The following is a 21,418-nucleotide window of genomic DNA, read 5'->3' on the forward strand; positions in this document are numbered from 1 at the left end:
GGCGGCCTGCAGTTGCTGGGCCGCTGGAGCGACAAGCGCTGGAGCCTGCCGGCCCGGGCCTGAGAACCTGTTCATAATCTGCTGCGCTGCGGCGATACGGCGTTGAAAACAAGCTCAGTGCTCATGTACCACTTGTACATTCCGCTTTTTCACTCGTTTTCGCCTTGTCTCGCCCTTGCTCGCGAGATTTTGAACAGGCTCTAAGACCCGCTAATAAAACCCCTGATCCTGCGTTGTGCCTCCTTGTCGTACTACTGGTACTGCCTGCGTCGGCGCGCCTTGGCTCAGGTTCTCCGCGAGGTTTTGTTAGCGGCTCTAAATGCCGTCGTCGGCCGGCAATGCCGCCGGCGGCGCCGGCAAGCGGGTCAGCAGGATCTTGTCGACCCGGGTCTTGTCCATGTCCACCACCTCGAAGCCGAAGCCGTTCCAGTCGAAGCGGTCGGTGACGCACGGCACTCGGCCCAGTTGGAACATCACCACGCCGCCCAGGGTATGGATATTGCCGCCGGCTTCGCCCGGCAGCGCTTCGGCGATGTCGAAAAACTCCTTGAAACGGTCCAGCGACAGCATGCCGTCTATCAGCCAACTGCCATCCTCGCGCTGCGCGATCTCGTCCTCATCGGCGCTGATCGCCGGCATATCGCCGACGATGGCTTCAAGCACGTCGTTCATCGTCACCAGGCCTTCCAGCTCGCCGTATTCGTCCACCACCAGCGCCATATGGTGGCGGGTCTGCTTGAATTGCTCCAGCAACTGCATCAGGGTGACGTTGGCGGGCACGTAGAGCGGCTGCGCCAATTCGGCGGCGATATCGGGCTGCTCGCCGGCCAGCAACTTGTCCAGCACCCGCTTGGCGTGCAATACGCCGACGATCTGCTCCACGCTGCCGCGGCAAACCGGGAAGTGATTGAAATGATGGTTCTGCAGCACGTCGTGGTTGAGCGCGGGCGGATCGTCCAGGTCCAGCGCCACGATGTCCTTGCGCGGCGTCATCGCCGCGGCCACCTTGCGGTTGTCCAGCCTGAAGATATTGGTCACCAGCTCCTGCTCGGCGCGGTCGAACACGCCTTCATCGGCGCCTTGCTCCATCAGCACCCGGATTTCCTCCTCGGTGATGGACGGATCGCTGCTCTTCTTGGCGCCCAAGAGCCGCAGCAGGCCGTCGGTGCTGTGGCTCAGCGCTTTCACCAGCGGAGAACTGAGCCGCGACAGCAGCAGCATCGGTCGCGCCAGCGTGGTGGCCACCGCTTCCGGGTTCAGCAAGGCCAGCCGTTTGGGCACGAGTTCACCGAAGATCAGCGATAACAGCGTGATGATGAATACCATCAAGGCCACTGACAGCGGCTTGCTGTATGGCGCCAGCAAGGGGATGTCCTGCAAGAGCCAGCGCAGCTGTTCGGACAGCGCCGCCTCGCCGTAGACGCCGGACAGAATGCTGATGGAGGTGATGCCTATCTGTACCGTGGACAGGAAGCGGCTGGGATCGTTGGCCAGTTTCAGCGCGGCCTGGGCGCCGCGTTGGCCGTCATCGGCGCGTTGCAGCAGCCGGACTTTGCGGGAGGAAACGATGGCGATCTCCGCCATCGCGAACAGGCCGTTGAGCAGGATCAGGCACAGCAGGACGAGGATTTCCACGGGCGGACACGGGATAGAGACTGGAGCCCTAGCTTAGGCCATGGCGGCGCGGCGGAAAAGAGCCTATCGGGCAGGAGGCGGCGCAGGGAGCGCCGCCGTCCGGGTTCAAAACAGGCTGTTCTGCGGCGCCGGCGCGCCCCATTGTATGGTGCCGCGGCCGCGCGACAGCAGCCAGGCATTGACCTGGGAGAAGTGGCGGCAGCCGTGGAAGCCGCGGCTGGCGGAGAGCGGCGACGGATGCGCGGCGTTCAGCACCAGATGGCGCGAGGCGTCGATGCGCTCGGCCTTGGTCTTGGCCCAATTGCCCCACAGCAGGAACACGCAGCCCGGGCTGTGCGCGTTGACCGCGTCGATCAGCGCGTCGCTGACGCTTTGCCAGCCCAGTTTGCCGTGGCTGCCGGCCTGGTCCTTTTCCACGGTGAACACGCTGTTGAGCAAGAGCACGCCTTGCTGCGCCCAATGGCTCAGGTCGCCGCTATTGGGCACGCCGCAACTCAGGTCCGCCGCCAGTTCCTTGTACAGATTGCGCAGGCTGGGGGGCACTCGCACGCCGGCCGGCACCGAGAACGACAGTCCCATCGCCTCGCCGTCGCCGTGATAGGGGTCTTGGCCCAGGATCACCACGCGCACATCGGCCGGAGCGGTGAAGGTCAGCGCGTTGAAGGTTTGCGCCGCTGGCGGGAATATGGTTTTGCCCTGCTGCTGCTGGGCTTGCAGTTCTCGGTCGATGGCCGCTAATTGCCGCTGTATTTCCGGTGTTGACAACACTTGCTCCCAGGCGGGATGGATGCGGGCAATGGCGGGGGACAGGTAGGACAATGCTTGCATAAAAAAACTCTGCTTCTTGCTATCTGAAGGGATTTGGAACCCGGCGCGCCGGCTTTGTTCCATGAAAAAGCCGTTCCCGCGGGAACGGCCGGCAATGCTGGCGGATGGCTGGTGTTTCAATAACGCGCCATTTGCGGGTCCACTTCCGCGGCCCAGGCTTCCACGCCGCCGGCCAGGCTCAGCACCTGCTCGAAGCCGGCGTCCAGCAGGAAGCGCGCAACGTGGGCGCTGCGCACGCCATGGTGGCAGATCACCACGATGGGCGCGTCCGGCAGCTCGCTCATGCGCAGCGGGATCAGGTTCATCGGGATGTGCAGCGAGCCGGGAATCATGCACAGCTGCACTTCCCATGCTTCGCGCACATCCAGCAGCAGCGGCGGCTCGGCGCTGTTGTCGGCCAGCGCCGCGGCCAGATCGCGGGCGCGGATTTCCTGGACCATCAAAACGCGAAGCGCTCCGGCTCTACCGCTTCCGCCTTGGCCAGGCGGCCGATACAGGTTTCGAACAGGCCGGTTTCGCTGAAGCTGGTTTCGGTTTCGCGCTTGATCAGCTTGCAGGTCATCACCGGCAGGTCGCCCACCACCATGATCAGGCGGCCGCCCACGGCCAGCTGGTCTTTCAGTTCCTGCGGCACCACCGGCAGCGAGCCGCCGACCACGATCACATCGAACGGCGCTTGTTGCGGCAGGCCCAGCACGCCGTCGCCCGCCACCAGGGTGACATTGACGATGCCGGCCTGTTTCAGGTTGGCGGCCGCGGTCTCGCGCTGGGCGGCGTCGATCTCCACGCTGTAGACATGCTGGCCCAGCTTGGCCAGCAGCGCGGTCAGATAGCCGCTGCCGGTGCCGATTTCCAGGATCTTGTCCTGGGCCTGGATGGCGGCGTCCTGCGCCAGGCGCGCTTCCATTTTCGGCTGCAGCATGAAGCTGCCGTTGGGCAGCGGCAGCTCGGTGTCGACAAAGGCCAGGCTGCGTTTGTCGGCGGCGACGAACTGTTCGCGTTTCACGTGAAACAGCAGGTCCAGCACGTTCGTGTCAAGTACGTCCCACGGACGAATCTGCTGCTCGACCATGTTGAAACGGGCATTCTCAAAATCCATCAGCTCACTCCGGAGGGGCTTGCCGCCACGGGAAAAAAGCGGCGGCGTGTCATGACGATAACTTGCGATTATCCCACATTTGCCGTACCTTCACAGCATCGCTAGGGGTCCTGCGCGGCGGTCGGCAAGATGGTCCATATCCTTGAAAGGATAGGATAATCGTTAAAGATTGTTGCGCGGGTGAGAAACACCCTTGGAACCTGACCCGGATAATACCGGCGTAGGGAAGCGCAACTTGCTGGCGGACCGTTTTAATCGCAATGAAACCGTCCGCAGCCCGCCCAAGCGGCGGATCGCTCCTTGCGCCATTCATCGACCAGGAGAACCGCCCGATGAACGCGCCCGCAACACCCAAGCCCTCCATGGTGGTGGACACCGCCGCCATCCAGCCCTTGCCGAATTCCCGCAAGATCCACGTCGCCGGCAGCCGGCCGGACATCCGCGTGCCGATGCGCGAGATCAGCCAGAGCGACACGCCCACCCAGTTTGGCGGCGAGGCTAACCCGCCCATCACCGTTTACGACACCAGCGGCCCGTATACCGATCCAGCCGCGCGCATCGACATCCAGAGCGGCCTGGCGCCGTTGCGCGCCGGCTGGATCGCCGAGCGCGGCGACTGTGAGCAGCTGGCCGGCCTGTCCAGCGAATACGGCCGCGCCCGCGAGGCCGATCCCAAGCTGGCCGAGCTGCGTTTCAACCTGACGCGCCAGCCGCGACGCGCGTTGCCGGGCCGCAATGTCAGCCAGATGCATTACGCGCGCCGCGGCATCGTCACGCCGGAAATGGAGTTCGTCGCCATCCGCGAAAGCCTGCGCCGCCGCGAATACCTGGACTCGCTGCGCGCCGCCGGCGGCAAGAACAGCAAGTTGGCGGAACTGATGACGCGCCAGCATCCGGGCCAGGCTTACGGCGCGGCGCTGCCGGAGGAGATCACGCCGGAATTCGTGCGCGCCGAGATCGCCGCCGGCCGCGCCATCCTGCCGGCCAACATCAATCACCCCGAATCCGAGCCCATGATCATAGGCCGCAATTTCCTGGTCAAAATAAACGGAAATATCGGCAATAGTGCGGTAACATCTTCGATCAGCGAAGAAGTTGACAAGATGACCTGGGGCATACGCTGGGGCGCCGACACCATCATGGACCTGTCCACCGGCAAGAACATCCATGAAACCCGCGAATGGATCATCCGCAATTCGCCGGTACCCATCGGCACCGTGCCGATCTATCAGGCGCTGGAAAAAGTAGGCGGCAAGGCCGAGGACCTGAACTGGGAAATCTTCCGCGACACCTTGATCGAGCAGGCCGAGCAGGGCGTCGATTACTTCACCATCCACGCCGGGGTATTGCTGCGCTATGTGCCGATGACCGCCGGCCGCATGACCGGCATCGTGTCGCGCGGCGGCTCCATCATGGCCAAATGGTGTCTGGCCCATCACCGCGAAAACTTCCTCTACACCCATTTCGAGGATATCTGCGAAATCATGAAGGCCTACGATGTGGCCTTCAGCCTGGGCGACGGCCTGCGGCCGGGCAGCGTCTGGGACGCCAACGACGAGGCGCAGCTGTCGGAGTTGAAGACTCTGGGCGAACTGACCGAGATCGCCTGGAAGCATGATGTGCAGGTGATGATCGAAGGCCCCGGCCATGTGCCCATGCAGTTGATCAAGGAAAACATGGACAAGGAACTGGAGTGGTGCCGCGAAGCGCCGTTCTACACCCTGGGGCCGCTGACCACCGACATCGCGCCCGGCTACGATCACATCACCTCGGCGATAGGCGCGGCGCAGATAGGCTGGTACGGCACCGCGATGCTGTGCTACGTCACCCAGAAGGAACACCTGGGCCTGCCGGACAAGAACGACGTCAAGGAAGGCATCATCACCTACAAGCTGGCCGCGCACGCGGCCGACCTGGCCAAGGGCCATCCCGGCGCGCAGATCCGCGACAACGCGCTGTCCAAGGCGCGTTTCGAATTCCGCTGGGAAGACCAGTTCAACCTGGGCCTGGACCCGGACAAGGCGCGCGCCTTCCACGACGAAACCCTGCCCAAGGACAGCGCCAAGGTCGCGCATTTCTGCAGCATGTGCGGCCCGCATTTCTGCAGCATGAAGATCACCCAGGACGTGCGCGAATACGCGGCCAAGCAGGGGATCAGCGATCAGGACGCCTTGACCCAGGGCATGCAGACCAAATCGGTGGAGTTTTTGAAGGGTGGCTCCAAGCTCTACGACAAGGTGTGAGCCCGTAGTCAGCTAAAACGGCGGCCTTGGCCGCCGTTTTGCCTGCCGCAAGGCCGGCTGCGCCGCCGCCGATTCGGGGCTATCATCAGACATCCCTTCACAGGAGAAGCGTCATGGACACCAGCACGCATTCCTTGTCCGGCCTGTTCCGCCAACTGGGCCTGGCCGATGAGCCCGCCGCCATCCGCGCCTTTATCGCCAGCCATCCCTTGCCGCATGGCGCCGCGCTGGCCGATGCGCCGTTCTGGACGCCGGCGCAAGCCGACTTCCTGCGCCAGGCCTTGGCCGAGGACGCGGACTGGAGCGAGGAGGTGGATGAGCTGGCGGTATTGTTGCAGGCGGTTTAGAAGCCGCAACAGCAGCGCATTGCCGGCGCGCAGTGGATCAAACTAGCGCTTCAGCGCGCGCAGCAGCCCCCGCACCGTATTGGCGGCATTGTCGGCGGCGATCTGCATGAAGGTGTCCATTTCATTGGCGTGCTCGCTGCCGCCGGCCAGATCGGACAGGCTGCGGAAGGCGATGAAGGGCACGCGGTTGGCGTGCGCCACCTGGGCCACCGCCGCGGTTTCCATATCCACTACCTGGGCCTGGTAGGTCTTGGCCAGGTAATCGCGATAGCCGGCATTGTCCATGAAGATGGGGCCGGACAGGCCGCTGCCGCCGGCGACGATGCGCGGCGGCGCGGACAGGCAGCGCTGGGCGGCGTCGCAACGGCGCAGGGTATCGGCCGGCAAGCCCTTGGCCAGTTGCAGCAAGTCCGGGTCCACCTCGAACCAGAAACGGGTTTCGCTGCCGCCGTCGGCGGTGGCCAGCTTGATGTCGCGCGGGTGGATCATGCCGTAGTTGGCGCGCGCGGCCGGGTCCGCGTACGGCGGCGGCGCGTAGTGGCCAGGCGCGGTTTCGCGCGCGTAGATGGCTTCAGCGTAATTGCCCCAGCGCCGCGGCACCGCCACGTCGCCGATGCGCAATTGGTCGTCCACGCCGCCGGCGATGCCGCTGAACACGATGCGGCGCACATTGAAGCGATCCAGCGCCAGCTGGGTGTTCATCGCCGCATTGCTCATGCTCACTCCGCTCATGAACAGCAACACCGGTTGGCCTTCCAGCAGCGCGGTGGTGAAACGCACGCCGTTGACCAGGTGTTCGCGTTTGTTGGCGGCCTGCTTCAGCAGCAGGGTTTCCTCCGGGCCGAAGGCAGAAACCACGGCGGTGCGCGCCGTGGCGTCAAGGACGGGCGCCGCCGGCGCGGCGGCGCTGAGCGCCAGCAGCGCGCAAGCGCTTGCAAGCTTGATTGATGGCATGCGGAAAATCCTGGTGGAGATGATATCGCGCCATGATAAACGCTTTCCCCGCCGCTGCAGCGCCGGCATGCGCATGGTCATCCAAGAACGTGTTTACGATGTCAGCAAGTATCGGAATGCCGGACGGGCGCTTAAGCCCGAGACTGAAATCCCCGCGACGCGAGGCGCTTGTGCCGGCGCGCGGGCTTTTCAATCTCGGGAGGATATCCAATGGCAGCATTGAGCAATAAAACCGCCATCATCACCGGCGCCAGTTCCGGCATCGGCCTGGAAGCGGCCAGGCTATTCGCGCGCGAAGGCGCGCGGGTGGTGCTGGTGGCGCGACGCGCGGCGGAGCTGGACCGGCTGGTGTCGGAAATCGTGGCCGACGGCGGCCAGGCGGCGGCGCTGGCCGGCGATCTTACTGCGGAGGAATGCGCGCGGGCGGCGGTGGAGCTGGCGCTGGACCGATTCGGCGGCCTGGATATCGCCTTCAACAACGCCGGCAGCCTGGGCGCGCTGGGCAGCCTGGACCAGGTGTCGCTGGAGAGCTGGCGCGCGACGCTGGACAGCAATCTGAGCAGCGCCTTCCTCTGCGCCAAGCATCAGTTGCCGGCCTTGCTGCGCGGGGGCGGCGGTTCGATGATCTTCACCTCGTCCTTTGTCGGTCACGCCATCGGCTTTCCCGGCATGGCCGCTTACGCGGCCAGCAAGGCCGGGCTGGTGGGACTGGCGCGCACGCTGGCGGCGGAATACGGCGCCCGAGGCCTGCGCGTCAACGCTCTGCTGCCGGGCGGCACCGACACCGAGATGGGCCGCGCCGCGGCGGCGACGCAGCAGCAGCGCGAAATGGTGGCCAGCCTGCACGCGCTCAAGCGCATGGCCGCGCCGGAGGAGATCGCGCGCGCGGCCTTGTTCCTGGCGTCGGACGCGTCCAGCTTCGTCACCGGCACCACCTTGTTCGTCGATGGCGGCGTGTCCATCGGCAAGCTGTGATCAGAAGCGCGCCACCATCTTGCGCTTCACCGTGTAATCCGGGCGCAGGCTGGCTTCGCTGTCCATGAAATAGCGATTGCTGTCCAGCAGGAAATGCGGGTCGTTCAATTCTTCGGGATCGGCCCAGTCGCACAGCAGGTGATAGAGCGCCTGCGCGCTGTGGCAGCGTTCCAGCGCCTGGCGGAACGGCCGTTCCGCGAACATGCGCGCGCAGCTGGCCAGCAGGTGCAGATGGGCCTCGCGGCTTTGCCGCGGCAGGAGCAGCACCAGCGCGGTGTGCACCGGCCGCTGGTCGGGCGCGTCGAAGGCGATGGGGGTTTGCAGCCGCAGCAGCAGCGCGCGGGCTTCCTCCAGGCCGTCGATGCGGGCGTGAGGCAGCGCCAGGCCGTGGCCGAGCGCGGTGCTGCCGCCCTGTTCGCGCTCGCGCAGCGCGGCGGCCAGCGTCGGGCGGTGCAGCGCGTGGCGCTGCGCCAGTTGGAACGCCGCGCGTTCCAGCAATTCGGTTTTATCGGCCAGGGTTTGATTGAGCAGGATGTCTTGCGGGCCGCAGAGGTCGGGCAGGGTGAGCATGGCGGATTTCTCCTTTGGCTAGGGGGCGACCTCATCCTAGTCAGCGGGGGCTAAAGATCCGCTAAAGAAAGCGCGCGGCGGCGTAAAAATGCCGCCAATGCGCGCTGCTGGATGGCCGTGGTTTATTTCTGTTCCGGCTGGGCTTTCTGCTCTTGCGCCTTCAGCGCGCCTTTGACGGCGGAGGCCTGTTCCTTCAGCTTGTCCACCTGCTCTTTCAGCTCCGGGCTCAGCGCGGCGGCCGCGGCGCCGGCCTGCTTGGCCGCGCCGATGGCGGCGCTGGCTTGTTCCTTGAGCTGGCCCAGCGGGGCGCTGCTGTCCTGCAGCGAGTTATGCACCGTGCCGATGGCGCTGGAAGCGGATTCCTGCAATTGGGTGGTTTGTTTCTCGCTGCAAGCGGCCAGGGCCAGGGTGGATGCGACGGCGATCATAAGCGTGGCGCGCATGGGGGTGTCCTCATCATCGGGGGAAAATACTTTATTGAGCGGCGGCGGGCCGGCTAAGTTCCGGCAGTGGTTCCCGGCGGCGTGGTCAAGTGGTTCTTATGACGCTGCGCTGGTTTGGCGACAATGGCGTTTTTCAGGCGAATCAGGAGATAAGCATGAGCAATACGCTGAGCATACGTCCGCTGCGGGACGGGGATTTCGACGCTTGGCTGCCGTTGTGGCGCGGCTATCAGGATTTTTACCGGGTGGAACTGGATGAGGCCGCGGTTCAGGGCGCCTGGCGGCGTTTCCTGCTGCCTGAGCACGCGATGCGCGGCTGGCTGGCCTGGGACGGCGAACGCGCGGTGGGACTGGTGCACGTCGTGTTGCATCCCAGCAGCTGGACCTTGGGCGATTACTGTTATTTGCAGGATCTGTTCGTGGCCCAGGACTGCCGCGGCCTGGGCGCCGGCCGGCGCCTGATCGAATCGGTGTGCGAATGGGCGCGGCAGCGGCAGTGTTCGCGAGTGTATTGGCACACCCATGAAACCAACGCCACCGCGCGGCGGCTCTACGACCAGGTGGCGGAAAACGCCGGCTTCATTCAGTACCGCAAGCTGCTGACGCCGCTCTAGGCCATCAGTTCGGCCGCCAGATTTCCCGGCGCGCGCGCCACGTGCAGCCGCGGCGCGCCGTGCCAGTCCGCCAGCTTTTGCAGCGCGGCCTTGAGATCGGCGGCTAGCCGCGCGCTGTGGCGCACGCCGGCTTCCAGATAGAGCGCCTTGACTTCGAACACGCCCTGAGCGCGATGGGCCTTGGCGTCCAGCCGGCCCACCAGCTTGCCGCGGTTGAGAATGGGCAACACGAAGTAGCCGTACTGGCGCTTGGGCGCCGGGGTATAGCATTCGATGCGGTAGTCGAAGTCGAATAGTTCCGATGCGCGCTTGCGGTCCCAAACCAGCGGATCGAACGGCGACAGAATGGCGGTGGCACTGGCCTTGAGCTCGCCGGCGGCGACTTGCTCCAGCTGCGGCGCCAGGCCGGCATCGATGAACACATCGTGTTGCCAGCCGTCGATGCGCGCCGGGATCAGTTCGCCGGCATCGGCCAGCTGGTGCAGCATGGCATCGTAGCGGCCGCGCTTGAGCCGATAGTAATCGGCCACCCAGCCGGCCTTGACCACGCCCAGCGCGCGGCAGCTATTGCGCAGCATCCGCCATTGCGCCTGCTCCGCCGTCGGCAGATCGCGCGCGTCGTCCCAGCCGGGCAGCACTCGTTCCGCCAGATCGTAGACGCGCTGGAAATTGCGTCTTTCCTTCACCATGACCCGGCCCAGCGTGAACAGCACCTCCAGATGGCGCTTTTCCGGTTTCCAGTCCCACCAGCCGCCGCCCTTGCCGTCCTTGCGCTCGAAATCCGCCGAGCGCACCGGGCCGTTGGCGTGTATGCCTTCGATCAAGGCGTCGATGTCGGCGCGGTGTTGTTCCAGCCAGCGCGGCGGGTTTTTCCAGCCCATCGCGTCCGGGTTCAGCATGCGGTGGCGCAGCAGACCGTAGTCTTCCGTCGGCACGAAGCAGGCTTCGTGCGCCCAGTATTCGAACACGCTGCCCTCGGCCAGCAATTGATCCAGCCAGGCGGTGTCGTAGCGGCCCAGGCGGCTGTGCAGCACCAGATAAGGACTGCGCGCCACCACGTGTATGGTGTCGATCTGCAATAGCGCCATGCGGCGGATGGCGGCCAACACATCCGCCTTGTCCGCCTTGCGGCGCGGCGGGGTCAACAGGCCCTGGGCCGCCAGTTGCAGGTGGCGGGCCTGCTGCAGGGATAGATGGAGGCTGGACATGTCATGGTCATGATCGGAAGCGATGAAGGACTATATCAAATCCTTGCGCCGGCTTGCGCGGCGATTCAGGGCTTGTGGCCGCGGCTGGAGAAAAACTGCTTGATCAGCTGTTGATAACTGCCGTCCTCGCGCATTTTCTCCAGCGCCTGATTGAAGCGCTGCAGCAGGGGCAGTTGCGGCGAGGCCTTGTTGATGGCGAGATAAGTGGCCTTGCTGGCCAGGATGACCGGCGCGACGGCCAGGCCGGCATAGGCGCCACTCTGCAGCTTGGCGTCTATGCCTTCCTGCAGCATCAGCACCGCGTCCAGATTGCCGCGCAGCAAGAGCTGCAGGTTCTGCGCGTCGGAATCGCCATCGTAGGCCTTGAAGAGCCGTTCGGCGCGGGCATTGTCGAACTCGTCGCCATAACTCCAGCCGGCCATCACGCCGATGCGCTTATGGTCCAGATCCGGCAGGCCGCGGAAGTCGAGCGGATGCTGACGGAGGTAAACCACCACCACGTGTTCCTGGTACAGCGGCAGGCTGAAGTCGTAGCGCTGCGCGCGGCTGGCGGTCTTGTAGATGCCGGCCGCCGCCATCGCGCTGCGGTCAAGCTCGAACATCGCGCGGCGCCAGGCCAGCGCGCGCAGCCCGCAAGCCATGCCGGCCCGGTCGCAGACGGCGCTGACCAGCAGCGGATACAGGCCGTCTATCTTGTCGTGTTCCTGGTACATGAATGGCGGCGCATTGGCGTCCACCGCCACGGTGAGGACGTCGCCGTCCTGCGCGCGGCAGGGCGCGGACAGGCTGGCGCCAAGCAGCAGGACCAGGCCGAGGCGGCGGAGGCTAGCGATCATCGAGGCGAATCCGGAACACGCTGATCAGCTAAGCATAGTCGCTGTCGGCGACGGGAAAACAAAAACGGAACCGTGAGGTTCCGTTGGTTTTGCCGATCAACTCGAACTCAAGGGTAGACGATGCGCAGCAAATTGGTGGTGCCCGGCGTGCCGAACGGCACCCCGGCGATGATCACCATCGGTTTGCCATGTTCCGCCAGGCCCAGCTTGGTGGCGGCGAAAGTGGTTTTCACCACCATGTCTTCCAGGTTTTCCGCGTCCGGACCGTTATAGGCGACCACGCCCCAGACCAGGGTCAGCCGGCGCGCGGTGTCCAGTCGCGGCGAGATGCCGAGTATGGGGGTGTGCGGGCGTTCGCGCGCCAGCCGCAGGCAGGTGGAGCCGCTGGTGGTGAAGGCCGCGGACACGGTGACCGGCAGCAGCGAGCCCACTTTGCGCACACAGGCGGCGATGGCGTCGGCGCGGTCCGGCGCGTCGGCGGCGCTGTAATCCAGCGCCATCACCCGGCGGTAGTCCGGCGCGCTTTCCACGCGGCGGATCACCCGGTCCATGATGCGCACCGCTTCCAGCGGGAACTGGCCGGCGGCGGTTTCCGCCGACAGCATCACCGCGTCGGCGCCTTCGTAAACCGCGGTGGCCACGTCGTTGGCCTCGGCGCGGGTGGGGGTGGGCGCGGTGATCATCGATTCCAGCATCTGGGTGGCGACAATGACCGGGCGGCCCAGGTGGCGGCACTGATGGACGATGCGGCGCTGCACCACCGGCACGTCTTCCGGCGGCAGCTCCACGCCCAGATCGCCGCGCGCCACCATCACCGCGTCGGCCAGTTCGGTGATGGCGTCCAGTTCGTCCACCGCCGACGGTTTTTCGATCTTGACCATGATGCCCAGCTTCTGTCCCACCAGTTCGCGCAGTTCGCGCACATCGTTGGCGGTCTGCACGAAGGACAGCGCCAGCCAGTCCGCGCCTTCCTTCAGCGCGAATTCGGCGTCCAGCCGGTCTTTATCGGTGATCGCCGACAGCGGCAGAATGGTCTGCGGCAGATTGAAGCCCTTGCGGCTGGACAACTCGCCGCCCACTTCCACCCGGGTGGCGATGCGGCGCGCTTCAACTTGTTCCACGTGAAACGCCAGTTTGCCGTCGTTGACCAGGATGCGATGGCCGGGCTTGAGCGCGGCGAAGGCTTCCGGATGCGGCAGGCTGGCGCGTTGCGCGTCGCCGTCCACCTCGTCCAGCACGAAATCGAAGGCGTCGCCGGTATTCACCGTCACCGGCGCGGCGAACTGGCCGATGCGCAGCTTGGGACCCTGCAGATCCACCAGCACGCCCAGCGGGCGGCCGAGCGCGGCTTCGGCCGCGCGGATGGAGGCCAGACGCGCGCGATGGTCGTCATGGTTGCCGTGGCTCATATTGAGGCGGAACACGTTCACGCCGGAGCGCGCCAGTTCCAGGATGATTTCGGGCGTGCTGGACGCCGGGCCCAGCGTGGCGAGGATTTTGGTATTGCGAAGCATGACAGTCCTTTGTGCCCGGTCCGGCCGCGGCATTGCGCGCGGGCGGGCATGGGCGGTGTTGATTGTGCCAATCACATCCGTGTGTCTTCCATCGAGGCTGCGCCGCGCTTGATGGAGTGTTTGTCATGCTGCCACAGTCGGACTGTAGCGGCTTGACTACGTAAGGCCGGCGGCGGCGCGAGCCGAAAAATGCGCGGCGTTTGTGTGAATCCCGCCACGGCGGCCGGAAAAATGTTCGTTTTTTGCGCGTTTTGCCAGGCGCGCCCGCGTGGCGGTCGAGCTGTCGAAAACCTCGTCCCTAGCGGCGTTGGGGGCGAGGACAAGGACATTTTATCTCCAGATAGAGACAAAAACTTTGTTGCAACACAGAGTCAGTGGAGAATCACGGCTGCCAATGCGCTGCAACATAGGGATTTTGCTCGATAACTTGCTGAAGCGGCACCATTTGTAGTGAGGCGCTACAGCGGCTAAACCCTTGTCTTTATTGCTTTGCAGCATAAATTGGAACAGCGCGAAAAGTCGCAGTATTAAGATTTTTTTACGAAGAACGATTGACAAGCTTTTGGCTGGGCCTAGAATGGCTCGAAAATAAAACGAACGTCATAAGTACAAAAAGAAACATTATCAATACCTTGAGCGATGGAGCACGGCGCCTTGCCGGCATCCGTCGCCGCTGGCAACGAACGAACATTCAGACATTAGGCCGCCCATCGGCTGAACAGGAGAAACCCCATGCAGGATCAATTCGTGTTGGCCTTGGATCAAGGCACCACCAGTTCTCGCGCCATTTTGTTCAATCGCAGCGGCGACATCGTGTCGCTGGCGCAGAAGGAGTTCCGCCAGATCTACCCGCAGCCGGGCTGGGTGGAACATGATCCGCAGGAAATCTGGGGCGGCCAGGTGGGCGTGGCGGCCGAGGCGGTGGCCAAGGCCGGCATCGACGGCCGCAGCATCGCCGCCATCGGCATCACCAACCAGCGTGAAACCACCATCGTGTGGGACCGCGAAACCGGCCATCCGGTCTACAACGCCATCGTGTGGCAGGACCGCCGTACCGCCGAGTTCTGCGATGAACTGAAGGCGCGCGGCCTGGGTGAATTGATCCGTTCCAAGACCGGCTTGCTGGTGGACGCCTATTTCTCCGGCAGCAAGATCAAGTGGATTCTGGACAATGTGCCGGGCGCGCGCGATCGCGCCCGCGACGGCAAGCTGGCCTTCGGCACCGTGGACAGCTGGCTGATCTGGAACTTCACCCACGGCAAGGTGCACGTGACCGATGTGTCCAACGCCTCGCGCACCATGCTGTACAACATCCATAGCCTGGAATGGGACGCCGAGCTGCTGGACATCATGGGCATTCCGGCCAGCATGCTGCCGGAAGTGAAAAGCTCCAGCGAAGTCTACGGCCATACCCACGCCGCGCACCTGGGCGTGGAAATCCCCATCGCCGGCGTGGCCGGCGACCAGCAGGCGGCGCTGTTCGGCCAGCAATGCACCCGTCCCGGCATGGTGAAGAACACCTACGGCACCGGCTGCTTCATGATGCTGAACACCGGCGACGCGCCTATCGAATCCAAGAACAATCTGCTGACCACCATCGCCTGGAAGGTGGACGGCAAGGTGCAGTACGCGCTGGAAGGCTCCATCTTCATCGGCGGCGCGGTGGTCAAATGGCTGCGCGACGGCCTGGGCATCATCCGCCATTCCGCCGACGTCGGCCCGCTGGCCCAGGAAGTGGCCGACAGCGACGGCGTCTATCTGGTGCCGGCCTTCGCCGGCCTGGGCGCGCCGCACTGGAACCCGAACGCGCGCGGCACCATTGTCGGCGCCACCCTGGGCACCAAGGCCGCCCACATCGCCCGCGCGGCGCTGGACAGCATCGCCTACCAGACCATGGACGTGCTGAAAGCGATGGAAGCCGACGCCGGCCTCGACATCGCCGAATTGCGCGTGGACGGCGGCGCCACCGTCAACGAACTGCTGATGCAGTTCCAGTCCGACATCCTGAGCGTGGACGTGGTGCGCCCCAAGATCACCGAAACCACCGCGCTGGGCGCCGCCTATCTGGCCGGCCTCGCCGTCGGCTACTGGAAGAACGTCGACGACGTGCAGGGCCAGTGGCAGCTGGATCGCCGCTTCAAGCCGCAGCTGGAAGCCGCGCAAGTGAGCGGCAAGGTCAATGGCTGGCAGCGCGCGGTGAACGCCGCCAAGGTCTGGGCCGACGACGAACAAGCGTAAGCGGCGACGGTTTCACGCGCTGACTGGACCAGCCCGCCGCCTCTGAGCGGCGGGCGGACGCACTCCTTATCTGGAAGAAACAATCATGAATCCTTTAATGGGCGAATTCATCGGCACCGCCTTGCTGGTGCTGCTGGGCAATGGCGTGGTGGCCAATGTGCTGCTGAAAAACACCAAGGGTCACAATAGCGGCCTCATCGTCATCGCCTTCGGCTGGGCGATGGCTGTCTTCGTCGGCGTGTTCAGCGTGGCGGCGATCAGCGGCGCCCACCTGAATCCGGCGGTATCGGTGGCGCTGGCGGTGGCCGGCAAGTTTGCCTGGGCCAAGGTGCCCGGCTATGTGCTGGCGCAGATGCTGGGCGGCATGACCGGCGCCGGCCTGATGTGGCTGATCTACCGCAAGCATTTTGACAGCACCGACTGCGCCGACACCAAGCTGGCCACCTTCTGCACCGGCCCGGCCATCCGCAGCCTGCCGGGCAATCTGGTGTCCGAAATCGTCGCCACCTTCGTGCTGGTGTTCGCCATCCTCAGCATGGTGGCGCCCAAGATGTCGCTCGGCGCCATCGACGCGCTGCCGGTGGCGCTGCTGGTGTTGGGCATCGGGGTGTCGCTGGGCGGCACCACCGGCTACGCGATGAGCCCGGCCCGCGATCTGGCGCCGCGCATCATGCACGCCCTGCTGCCGATTCCCGGCAAGCGCGACAGCGACTGGGGCTATGCCTGGGTGCCGGTGGTCGGTTCCCTGATCGGCGGCGCGCTGGCGGCGCTGGCCTATACCCTGTGATACCTGGCCGGCGCATGGCCCCTGTTCCGTGAACAGGCGCTGAAGGCCGGCTGCAGTTTTAGCGCGGCGGCGGACTCAACGCCGCCGCGCTGGCAATCCACAGCCGACAAAGATCGGCCCACTAAAAAAAGAGGTGTTCCATGATCAGTATGTTCCGTCCGGCGGCGCATCAGCCGCTATTGCCCTCCTCAGAGCAAGACAGCTTGTACCGGAGACTGCGCTGGCAGATCTTCCTCGGTATTTTCTTCGGTTATGCCGGCTATTACCTGGTACGCAAGAATTTCTCGCTGGCCATGCCCTACCTGGTGGAGCAAGGCTATTCGCGCGGCGATCTGGGCTTCGCCATGTCCGGCGTCGCCATCGCCTACGGCATTTCCAAATTCCTGATGGGCGCGGTGTCTGACCGTTCCAACCCACGCGTCTTCCTCAGCGTTGGCCTGATCCTGTCCGCCGCCATCTTCCTGCTGATGGGCTTCGCCCCTTGGGCCACGTCCAGCGTCGGCATCATGTTCGTGCTGCTGTTCCTCAACGGCTGGTTCCAGGGCATGGGCTGGCCGGCCAGCGGCCGCACCATGGTGCACTGGTGGTCGCAGAAGGAGCGCGGCGGCATCGTGTCGATCTGGAACTGCGCGCACAACGTCGGCGGCGGCATGATCGGCCCGCTGTTCATCCTGGGCATGGGTTGGTTCAACGACTGGCGCGCCGCCTTCTACGTGCCGGCCGCCGCCGCCATCGGCGTCGCCATCTTCGCTTACCTGACCATGCGCGACACCCCGCAGTCTTGCGGCCTGCCGCCGGTGGAAGCCTATAAGAACGACTACCCGGAAGACTACGACGCCAGCCACGAGCAAGAACTGAGCGCGCGCGACATCTTCAAGAAGTACATCCTGCCCAACAAGCTGTTGTGGTACATCGCCTTCGCCAACGTCTTCATCTACCTGCTGCGCTACGGCGTGCTGGACTGGGCGCCCACCTATCTGAAAGAGGTCAAGCACTTCTCGGTGGACAAATCGTCGTGGGCTTACTTCCTGTACGAATGGGCCGGCATTCCCGGCACCCTGCTGTGTGGCTGGATGTCGGACAAGCTGTTCAAGGGCAACCGCGGCGCCACCGGCATGTTGTTCATGGCCCTGGTGACGGTGGCCACCGTGGTGTACTGGCTGAACCCGGCCGGCAATCCCACCGTGGACATGCTGGCGCTGATCGCCATCGGCTTCCTGATCTACGGCCCGGTGATGCTGGTGGGCCTGCACGCGCTGGAACTGGCGCCGAAGAAAGCCGCCGGCACCGCCGCCGGCTTCACCGGCCTGTTCGGCTATCTGGGCGGCTCGGTGGCCGCCAACGCGGTGGTCGGCTACACCGTCGATCACTTCGGCTGGGACGGCGGCTTCATGCTGATGGTGGGCTCTTGCGTCGCCGCCATCGTGCTGCTGGCTTTGACCACCTGGCATGGGCGTGATCAGGACGCCGCCTTGAACCGGATTTAGATCCCGCAGAGCCCGGCGGTGCCGGGCGCTTTACGAGGCGGCAGCTCAGCTTGCCGCCTATTTTTTTGCGTATTTCCGCGTTTTTTCGGTTAAACCGCAAAAATCGCGTGTTAACAGCATTAAAACGAAAGCAAAATGTTGTATTTTTGTTCGTTTATAATTATTCTGGGTAGGATGGCATCGCTGGAGCGCTGACGCGCGCCAGCGAGGGAATAACAGCTTCTAAGAACGTGTTTACGATCTCGCGAGCTAAGGCGAGACAAGGCGAAAACGGGCGAGAAAGCGGAATGTACTCGTGGTACATGAGCATTTTGAACTCGGTTTCAACGCGGTATCGCCGACGCGCAGCAGATCGTAAACAGGTTCTAAGCAGGCCCCTGGGAAGAAAGAGGTAGGGAAGATGGCAGTGGAGATTTACGACCTGATGGTAATCGGCGGCGGCATCAACGGCGCCGGCATCGCGCGCGACGCGGCCGGACGCGGCCTGTCGGTGATGCTGTGCGAAAAGGACGACCTGGCCGCGCACACCTCTTCCGCCAGCACCAAGCTGATCCACGGCGGCCTGCGCTATCTCGAATACTATGAATTCGGCCTGGTGCGCAAAGCGCTGCAAGAGCGCGAAGTGCTGCTCAAGGCCGCACCGCACATCATCTGGCCGCTGCGCTTCGTGATGCCGCACGACAAGAACCAGCGCCCGGAATGGATGATACGCTGCGGCCTGTTCCTCTACGATCACCTGGCACGCCGGGAAGTGCTGCCCGGCTCCGAAACCGTCAGCTTCGCCAACCACCCGGCCGGCCAGCCGATCAAGCCGGCGTTCAAGCGCGGCTTCGTCTACTCCGACGGCTGGGTGCAGGACGCGCGCCTGGTGGTGCTCAATGCCAAGGACGCCGCCGAGCGCGGCGCGCGCGTGCAGACCCGCACCGCCTGTGTCGGCGCCCGCCGCGACGGCGAACACTGGCTGTGCGAACTGCAGGCCGAAGACGGCAGCCGCAGCCAGGTGCGCGCCCGCGCGCTGGTGAACGCCGCCGGCCCGTGGGTGGAAAGCCTGATCAAGGACACGCTGTCCTTGCCGTCCAGCAAGTCCATCCGCCTGGTCAAGGGCAGCCACATCGTGGTCAAGAAGTTGTTCGACCACCCCTATGCCTATATTTTCCAGAACCCTGACAAGCGCATCATCTTCGCGATTCCCTACGAGCAGGATTTCACCCTGATCGGCACCACCGACGTGGAATACCGCGGCGATCCGGCCAAGGTGGCGATAGACGATCAGGAAGTGGCTTATCTGTGCCAGATGAGCAACCGCTACTTCCAGAGCCAGATCAGCCCGGCCGACGTGCTGTCCACTTATTCCGGCGTGCGTCCGCTGCTGGACGACGAAGCCAGCAACGCCGCCAGTGTCACCCGCGATTACTCGCTGGAAATGGATCTGGACGGCGCGCCGCTGTTGTCGGTGTTCGGCGGCAAGATCACCACCTTCCGCAAGTTGGCGGAAGAGGCGGTGGACAAGCTGGCCCCGCTGCTGGGCAACAGCAAGACCACCTGGACCGCCGATGCGCCGCTGCCGGGCGGCGATATGCCGGGCGCGGATTTCGAGCGTTTCCTGCAAGGCCTGCGCCAGCAATATCCATGGCTGCCGGAAGCATTGGCGCGGCGCTGGGCGCGCGCCTACGGTACTCGCGTGGCCAAACTGATCGGCCAAGCCGCCGGCCTGGAGCAATTGGGCGCGGAACTGTTGCCCGGCCTGTACGAAGCGGAGCTGCGCTACCTGGTGAACGAGGAATGGGCGACGCGCAGCGAGGACATCTTGTGGCGTCGTTCCAAGCTCAAGCTGCATTTGCCGGCGCACGCCGCGGAGGTAATCGATGCCTGGCTGTTGGGTCAGGCCGCCGCGCGCGAGCAAAGGCTGACCGCCTGAGCTTTTACGGGCGTAACGCACAAAAACCCGGCCTTGAGCCGGGTTTTCTCATGATGCGGCAAGGCATCCGCCAGGCATGTCGCAGTTATCCACAGCACGGCGTCCAAGCCTTGGTTTATCCACATTCGCCCGCGACCCCGCCGGCTTGACCGTCGGGATGCCCGCTGGGCACAATCCAGCCGTGCTCGTGAAAACCGGGCGCATCCGCAAGGTTTGGCAGTAGCTGCTTATGGATTGGCGCTGCTAGGTACTTTAGAGCCTGTTCACGGTCTCACCCGCGCGGCGGAGCGTGAACCGCTTGTTAAGTCCCCGTTGCGCGCCGTCCATACCAGATCCGCCGCCGGTTCGGCCATCCTGTCCGCGCCGGCTTAGGCGCCGGGCTTCCCGTCTCTGCCGAGGCGGGGCGCGTCGCAAGACCATGGGAGGCTTTATGTCCGTAAAACGTCCGCTTAACCACCAGTATTATTCCGTCATCGCAACGGAGCCGAATCAGCAACCCTCGCTCGCAGCCCTGCTGCCGCAGCCCTTGCGCGGGCACTGCCAAGCGGTGCCGGCCGATGCCGACCGTGACTCGGCTTACCGTATCGGCCGCGAATTCTCCAGCCATTACATCGAATACGTCCTGGCGCATCCCAGCGCTCCAAACGATTCCCTGCTGGCGCGCATCGCCGAGCATGTCGATTTTGCGGCGCAAGGCCCCGAAGGCGATTATTGGGCCGGCTTTTTTTCGCTGCTGGAGGAAGTGATGGTCAATGCCGCCGACTCCTTCGATACGGGCGGCAGCGACTCCATTCACTGAATCCGCGTTGGCGCGGCGCTTAAGCCGCGCTAATACCCCAGCAAAAAAACGCGTTTCCCCTATGAACGCCGCCAGCCTATGCTAAGGCGGATTCAACCGTGGAAGCCCGATGATGCAGATTGCCCTCAGCCCCGCCTTATTGTCCCGCCTGCCGCAGATCCAGGTCAGTGGCCTGATCGCGCTGGAGATAGACGCCGCCGCCTTGCCGGCGCGGCTGCCGACGCTGCCGGAGCCGGAGCGTGATCTGGACGCGCTGCTGCAAGCCTGGAAGCAGTTGTACAAGGACTTGCCCGGCGACAAGAAGGCGCGCTGTTCGCTGGAATACCTGGTCAAGGCGGCGCAAAAGGACAAGCTGCGCAGCATCCTGCCCTTGGTGGACTTGTACAATCAGGCGTCCTTGCTGAGCCTGAGCCCATTCGGCGGCGAGGACATCGCCAAGCTGGGCGGCGTGTTGCAATTGGACTTGGCCGCCGGCGACGAACCCTTCCTGCCGCTGGGACGGGATCAGGCGGAAACGCCGCAGCCGGGCGAGGCGGTGTGGCTGAACGGTGAACGGCGGGTGGTGTGCCGTTGCTTGAACTGGCTGGAGTCGGACTTGTTCAAGCTGGATGCAGGCAGCCGCGATGTGGTCTTCGTCAGCGAGCGGCCGGACCATGATTTCCCTTCCGGCGCGGCCGGCATGGACTGGCTGGCCGAGCAACTGCGGCCGCATGCCGGACGGTTGCTGCGTTTCGAGCTGGACGCGGCGCGCGCGAGCTTTGAACTAGCAGCTGTGGATAAAGTGGCGTGACGGCGTGCACTTGTGGATAAGCCTTGCCGAGGGCTTGGCGAAGCGGACTTCGCCGCTTGCCATTTCGCTGGCGCGGTGAACTGTGGATAAAAGCGCTGGATAGATTTTTCTGTGGATAAATAAAAAAGGACGC

20 protein-coding genes and 1 riboswitch are annotated in these 21,418 nt (G+C 64.4%); of the genes, 10 read left to right on the forward strand and 10 right to left on the reverse strand.

Annotated elements, in window-relative coordinates; translation table 11 throughout:
• Window positions 1-315 precede the first annotated feature (315 nt).
• The 4 genes from LQT98_RS01995 to LQT98_RS02010 all read right to left on the reverse strand — a co-directional run bounded on the left by LQT98_RS01995 (window position 316) and on the right by LQT98_RS02010 (window position 3,562).
• Window positions 316-1,635, reverse strand: a complete 1,320-nt coding sequence (locus LQT98_RS01995) for a hemolysin family protein (protein ID WP_231460945.1) — start codon at window positions 1,633-1,635, stop codon at window positions 316-318.
• A 105-nt stretch (window positions 1,636-1,740) separates the two neighbouring features.
• Complete coding sequence (ung, locus tag LQT98_RS02000) at window positions 1,741-2,463, reverse strand: uracil-DNA glycosylase (RefSeq protein ID WP_048408578.1); 723 nt, start codon at window positions 2,461-2,463, stop codon at window positions 1,741-1,743.
• A 116-nt stretch (window positions 2,464-2,579) separates the two neighbouring features.
• Window positions 2,580-2,903 (reverse strand): rhodanese-like domain-containing protein, encoded by a 324-nt coding sequence (locus LQT98_RS02005; RefSeq protein ID WP_231460946.1) that lies wholly within the window; start codon window positions 2,901-2,903, stop codon window positions 2,580-2,582.
• Complete coding sequence (locus LQT98_RS02010; protein WP_231460947.1) at window positions 2,903-3,562, reverse strand: protein-L-isoaspartate O-methyltransferase family protein; 660 nt, start codon at window positions 3,560-3,562, stop codon at window positions 2,903-2,905. Before LQT98_RS02010 ends, LQT98_RS02005 begins: the two co-directional genes overlap by 1 nt.
• Before the next feature lie 93 nt (window positions 3,563-3,655).
• Window positions 3,656-3,806, forward strand: a riboswitch (TPP riboswitch).
• 118 nt (window positions 3,807-3,924) lie between these two features.
• On the opposite strand from LQT98_RS02010, the gene thiC reads away from it, so the two are divergent.
• Both thiC and LQT98_RS02020 read left to right on the forward strand, forming a co-directional pair.
• Entirely contained in the window at window positions 3,925-5,805 is a 1,881-nt protein-coding gene (gene thiC / locus LQT98_RS02015) for a phosphomethylpyrimidine synthase ThiC (protein WP_378124541.1), read from the forward strand.
• A gap of 113 nt (window positions 5,806-5,918) precedes the next feature.
• On the forward strand, window positions 5,919-6,152 hold the full coding sequence (locus LQT98_RS02020; RefSeq protein ID WP_048408549.1) for a DUF2789 domain-containing protein: 234 nt from the start codon (window positions 5,919-5,921) through the stop codon (window positions 6,150-6,152).
• 42 nt (window positions 6,153-6,194) lie between these two features.
• Here the strand turns inward: LQT98_RS02020 and LQT98_RS02025 are convergent, their stop codons facing one another.
• On the reverse strand, window positions 6,195-7,106 hold the full coding sequence (locus tag LQT98_RS02025; RefSeq protein WP_231460949.1) for a 5'-methylthioadenosine/S-adenosylhomocysteine nucleosidase: 912 nt from the start codon (window positions 7,104-7,106) through the stop codon (window positions 6,195-6,197).
• Window positions 7,107-7,316: 210 nt separating this feature from the next.
• Between LQT98_RS02025 and LQT98_RS02030 the strand changes: the two genes are divergently transcribed.
• The gene (locus tag LQT98_RS02030) at window positions 7,317-8,081 is read left to right on the forward strand and encodes an SDR family oxidoreductase (protein WP_231460950.1); all 765 of its coding nucleotides are present in this window, start codon (window positions 7,317-7,319) and stop codon (window positions 8,079-8,081) included.
• On the opposite strand, the gene LQT98_RS02035 is transcribed toward LQT98_RS02030, so the two are convergent.
• Together LQT98_RS02035 and LQT98_RS02040 are read right to left on the reverse strand one after the other, a co-directional pair.
• Complete coding sequence (locus LQT98_RS02035; protein ID WP_231460951.1) at window positions 8,082-8,651, reverse strand: PTS sugar transporter subunit IIA; 570 nt, start codon at window positions 8,649-8,651, stop codon at window positions 8,082-8,084.
• Between the two features lie 122 nt (window positions 8,652-8,773).
• Window positions 8,774-9,094, reverse strand: a complete 321-nt coding sequence (locus LQT98_RS02040; RefSeq protein WP_231460952.1) for a hypothetical protein — start codon at window positions 9,092-9,094, stop codon at window positions 8,774-8,776.
• 155 nt (window positions 9,095-9,249) lie between these two features.
• Between LQT98_RS02040 and LQT98_RS02045 the strand changes: the two genes are divergently transcribed.
• Window positions 9,250-9,708 (forward strand): GNAT family N-acetyltransferase, encoded by a 459-nt coding sequence (locus LQT98_RS02045; protein ID WP_231460953.1) that lies wholly within the window; start codon window positions 9,250-9,252, stop codon window positions 9,706-9,708.
• On the opposite strand, the gene LQT98_RS02050 is transcribed toward LQT98_RS02045, so the two are convergent.
• From LQT98_RS02050 to pyk, 3 genes are all read right to left on the reverse strand, one after another.
• A complete protein-coding gene (locus LQT98_RS02050; RefSeq protein ID WP_231460954.1) occupies window positions 9,705-10,916 on the reverse strand; it encodes a winged helix-turn-helix domain-containing protein in 1,212 nt (403 codons plus the stop codon). The genes LQT98_RS02045 and LQT98_RS02050 overlap by 4 nt on opposite strands.
• Before the next feature lie 65 nt (window positions 10,917-10,981).
• Window positions 10,982-11,752 carry a substrate-binding periplasmic protein gene (locus LQT98_RS02055; protein WP_231460955.1) on the reverse strand — a complete coding sequence of 257 codons (771 nt, stop codon included), beginning with the start codon at window positions 11,750-11,752 and terminating at the stop codon, window positions 10,982-10,984.
• Window positions 11,753-11,859: 107 nt separating this feature from the next.
• Window positions 11,860-13,266, reverse strand: a complete 1,407-nt coding sequence (pyk, locus tag LQT98_RS02060) for a pyruvate kinase (protein WP_231460956.1) — start codon at window positions 13,264-13,266, stop codon at window positions 11,860-11,862.
• A gap of 732 nt (window positions 13,267-13,998) precedes the next feature.
• On the opposite strand from pyk, the gene glpK reads away from it, so the two are divergent.
• From glpK to LQT98_RS02090, 6 genes are all read left to right on the forward strand, one after another.
• Window positions 13,999-15,504: a glycerol kinase GlpK gene (glpK, locus tag LQT98_RS02065; RefSeq protein WP_231460957.1), complete on the forward strand. Its 1,506-nt coding sequence runs from the start codon at window positions 13,999-14,001 to the stop codon at window positions 15,502-15,504.
• Window positions 15,505-15,589: 85 nt separating this feature from the next.
• Complete coding sequence (locus LQT98_RS02070; protein ID WP_048408542.1) at window positions 15,590-16,291, forward strand: MIP/aquaporin family protein; 702 nt, start codon at window positions 15,590-15,592, stop codon at window positions 16,289-16,291.
• Between the two features lie 140 nt (window positions 16,292-16,431).
• Window positions 16,432-17,778 (forward strand): glycerol-3-phosphate transporter, encoded by a 1,347-nt coding sequence (gene glpT, locus LQT98_RS02075; protein WP_048408541.1) that lies wholly within the window; start codon window positions 16,432-16,434, stop codon window positions 17,776-17,778.
• A gap of 400 nt (window positions 17,779-18,178) precedes the next feature.
• On the forward strand, window positions 18,179-19,696 hold the full coding sequence (gene glpD / locus LQT98_RS02080; protein ID WP_231460958.1) for a glycerol-3-phosphate dehydrogenase: 1,518 nt from the start codon (window positions 18,179-18,181) through the stop codon (window positions 19,694-19,696).
• 430 nt (window positions 19,697-20,126) lie between these two features.
• On the forward strand, window positions 20,127-20,495 hold the full coding sequence (locus tag LQT98_RS02085; protein WP_231460959.1) for a hypothetical protein: 369 nt from the start codon (window positions 20,127-20,129) through the stop codon (window positions 20,493-20,495).
• A gap of 109 nt (window positions 20,496-20,604) precedes the next feature.
• A complete protein-coding gene (locus LQT98_RS02090; RefSeq protein ID WP_231460960.1) occupies window positions 20,605-21,285 on the forward strand; it encodes a B3/B4 domain-containing protein in 681 nt (226 codons plus the stop codon).
• Window positions 21,286-21,418 lie beyond the last annotated feature (133 nt).

The organism is Chromobacterium aquaticum (assembly GCF_021129195.1).
In the GTDB taxonomy this organism is placed as follows: domain Bacteria; phylum Pseudomonadota; class Gammaproteobacteria; order Burkholderiales; family Chromobacteriaceae; genus Chromobacterium; species Chromobacterium aquaticum.

Coding starts and splice junctions, on each gene's coding strand:
- ung (WP_048408578.1), bottom strand. CDS start 2,463: ATGCAAGCATTGTCCTACCTGTCCCCCGCCATTGCCCGCATCCATCCC.
- LQT98_RS02005 (WP_231460946.1), bottom strand. CDS start 2,903: ATGGTCCAGGAAATCCGCGCCCGCGATCTGGCCGCGGCGCTGGCCGAC.
- LQT98_RS02010 (WP_231460947.1), bottom strand. CDS start 3,562: ATGGATTTTGAGAATGCCCGTTTCAACATGGTCGAGCAGCAGATTCGT.
- thiC (WP_378124541.1), top strand. CDS start 3,925: ATGGTGGTGGACACCGCCGCCATCCAGCCCTTGCCGAATTCCCGCAAG.
- LQT98_RS02020 (WP_048408549.1), top strand. CDS start 5,919: ATGGACACCAGCACGCATTCCTTGTCCGGCCTGTTCCGCCAACTGGGC.
- LQT98_RS02025 (WP_231460949.1), bottom strand. CDS start 7,106: ATGCCATCAATCAAGCTTGCAAGCGCTTGCGCGCTGCTGGCGCTCAGC.
- LQT98_RS02030 (WP_231460950.1), top strand. CDS start 7,317: ATGGCAGCATTGAGCAATAAAACCGCCATCATCACCGGCGCCAGTTCC.
- LQT98_RS02035 (WP_231460951.1), bottom strand. CDS start 8,651: ATGCTCACCCTGCCCGACCTCTGCGGCCCGCAAGACATCCTGCTCAAT.
- LQT98_RS02040 (WP_231460952.1), bottom strand. CDS start 9,094: ATGCGCGCCACGCTTATGATCGCCGTCGCATCCACCCTGGCCCTGGCC.
- LQT98_RS02045 (WP_231460953.1), top strand. CDS start 9,250: ATGAGCAATACGCTGAGCATACGTCCGCTGCGGGACGGGGATTTCGAC.
- LQT98_RS02050 (WP_231460954.1), bottom strand. CDS start 10,916: ATGTCCAGCCTCCATCTATCCCTGCAGCAGGCCCGCCACCTGCAACTG.
- LQT98_RS02055 (WP_231460955.1), bottom strand. CDS start 11,752: ATGATCGCTAGCCTCCGCCGCCTCGGCCTGGTCCTGCTGCTTGGCGCC.
- pyk (WP_231460956.1), bottom strand. CDS start 13,266: ATGCTTCGCAATACCAAAATCCTCGCCACGCTGGGCCCGGCGTCCAGC.
- glpK (WP_231460957.1), top strand. CDS start 13,999: ATGCAGGATCAATTCGTGTTGGCCTTGGATCAAGGCACCACCAGTTCT.
- LQT98_RS02070 (WP_048408542.1), top strand. CDS start 15,590: ATGAATCCTTTAATGGGCGAATTCATCGGCACCGCCTTGCTGGTGCTG.
- glpT (WP_048408541.1), top strand. CDS start 16,432: ATGATCAGTATGTTCCGTCCGGCGGCGCATCAGCCGCTATTGCCCTCC.
- glpD (WP_231460958.1), top strand. CDS start 18,179: ATGGCAGTGGAGATTTACGACCTGATGGTAATCGGCGGCGGCATCAAC.
- LQT98_RS02085 (WP_231460959.1), top strand. CDS start 20,127: ATGTCCGTAAAACGTCCGCTTAACCACCAGTATTATTCCGTCATCGCA.
- LQT98_RS02090 (WP_231460960.1), top strand. CDS start 20,605: ATGATGCAGATTGCCCTCAGCCCCGCCTTATTGTCCCGCCTGCCGCAG.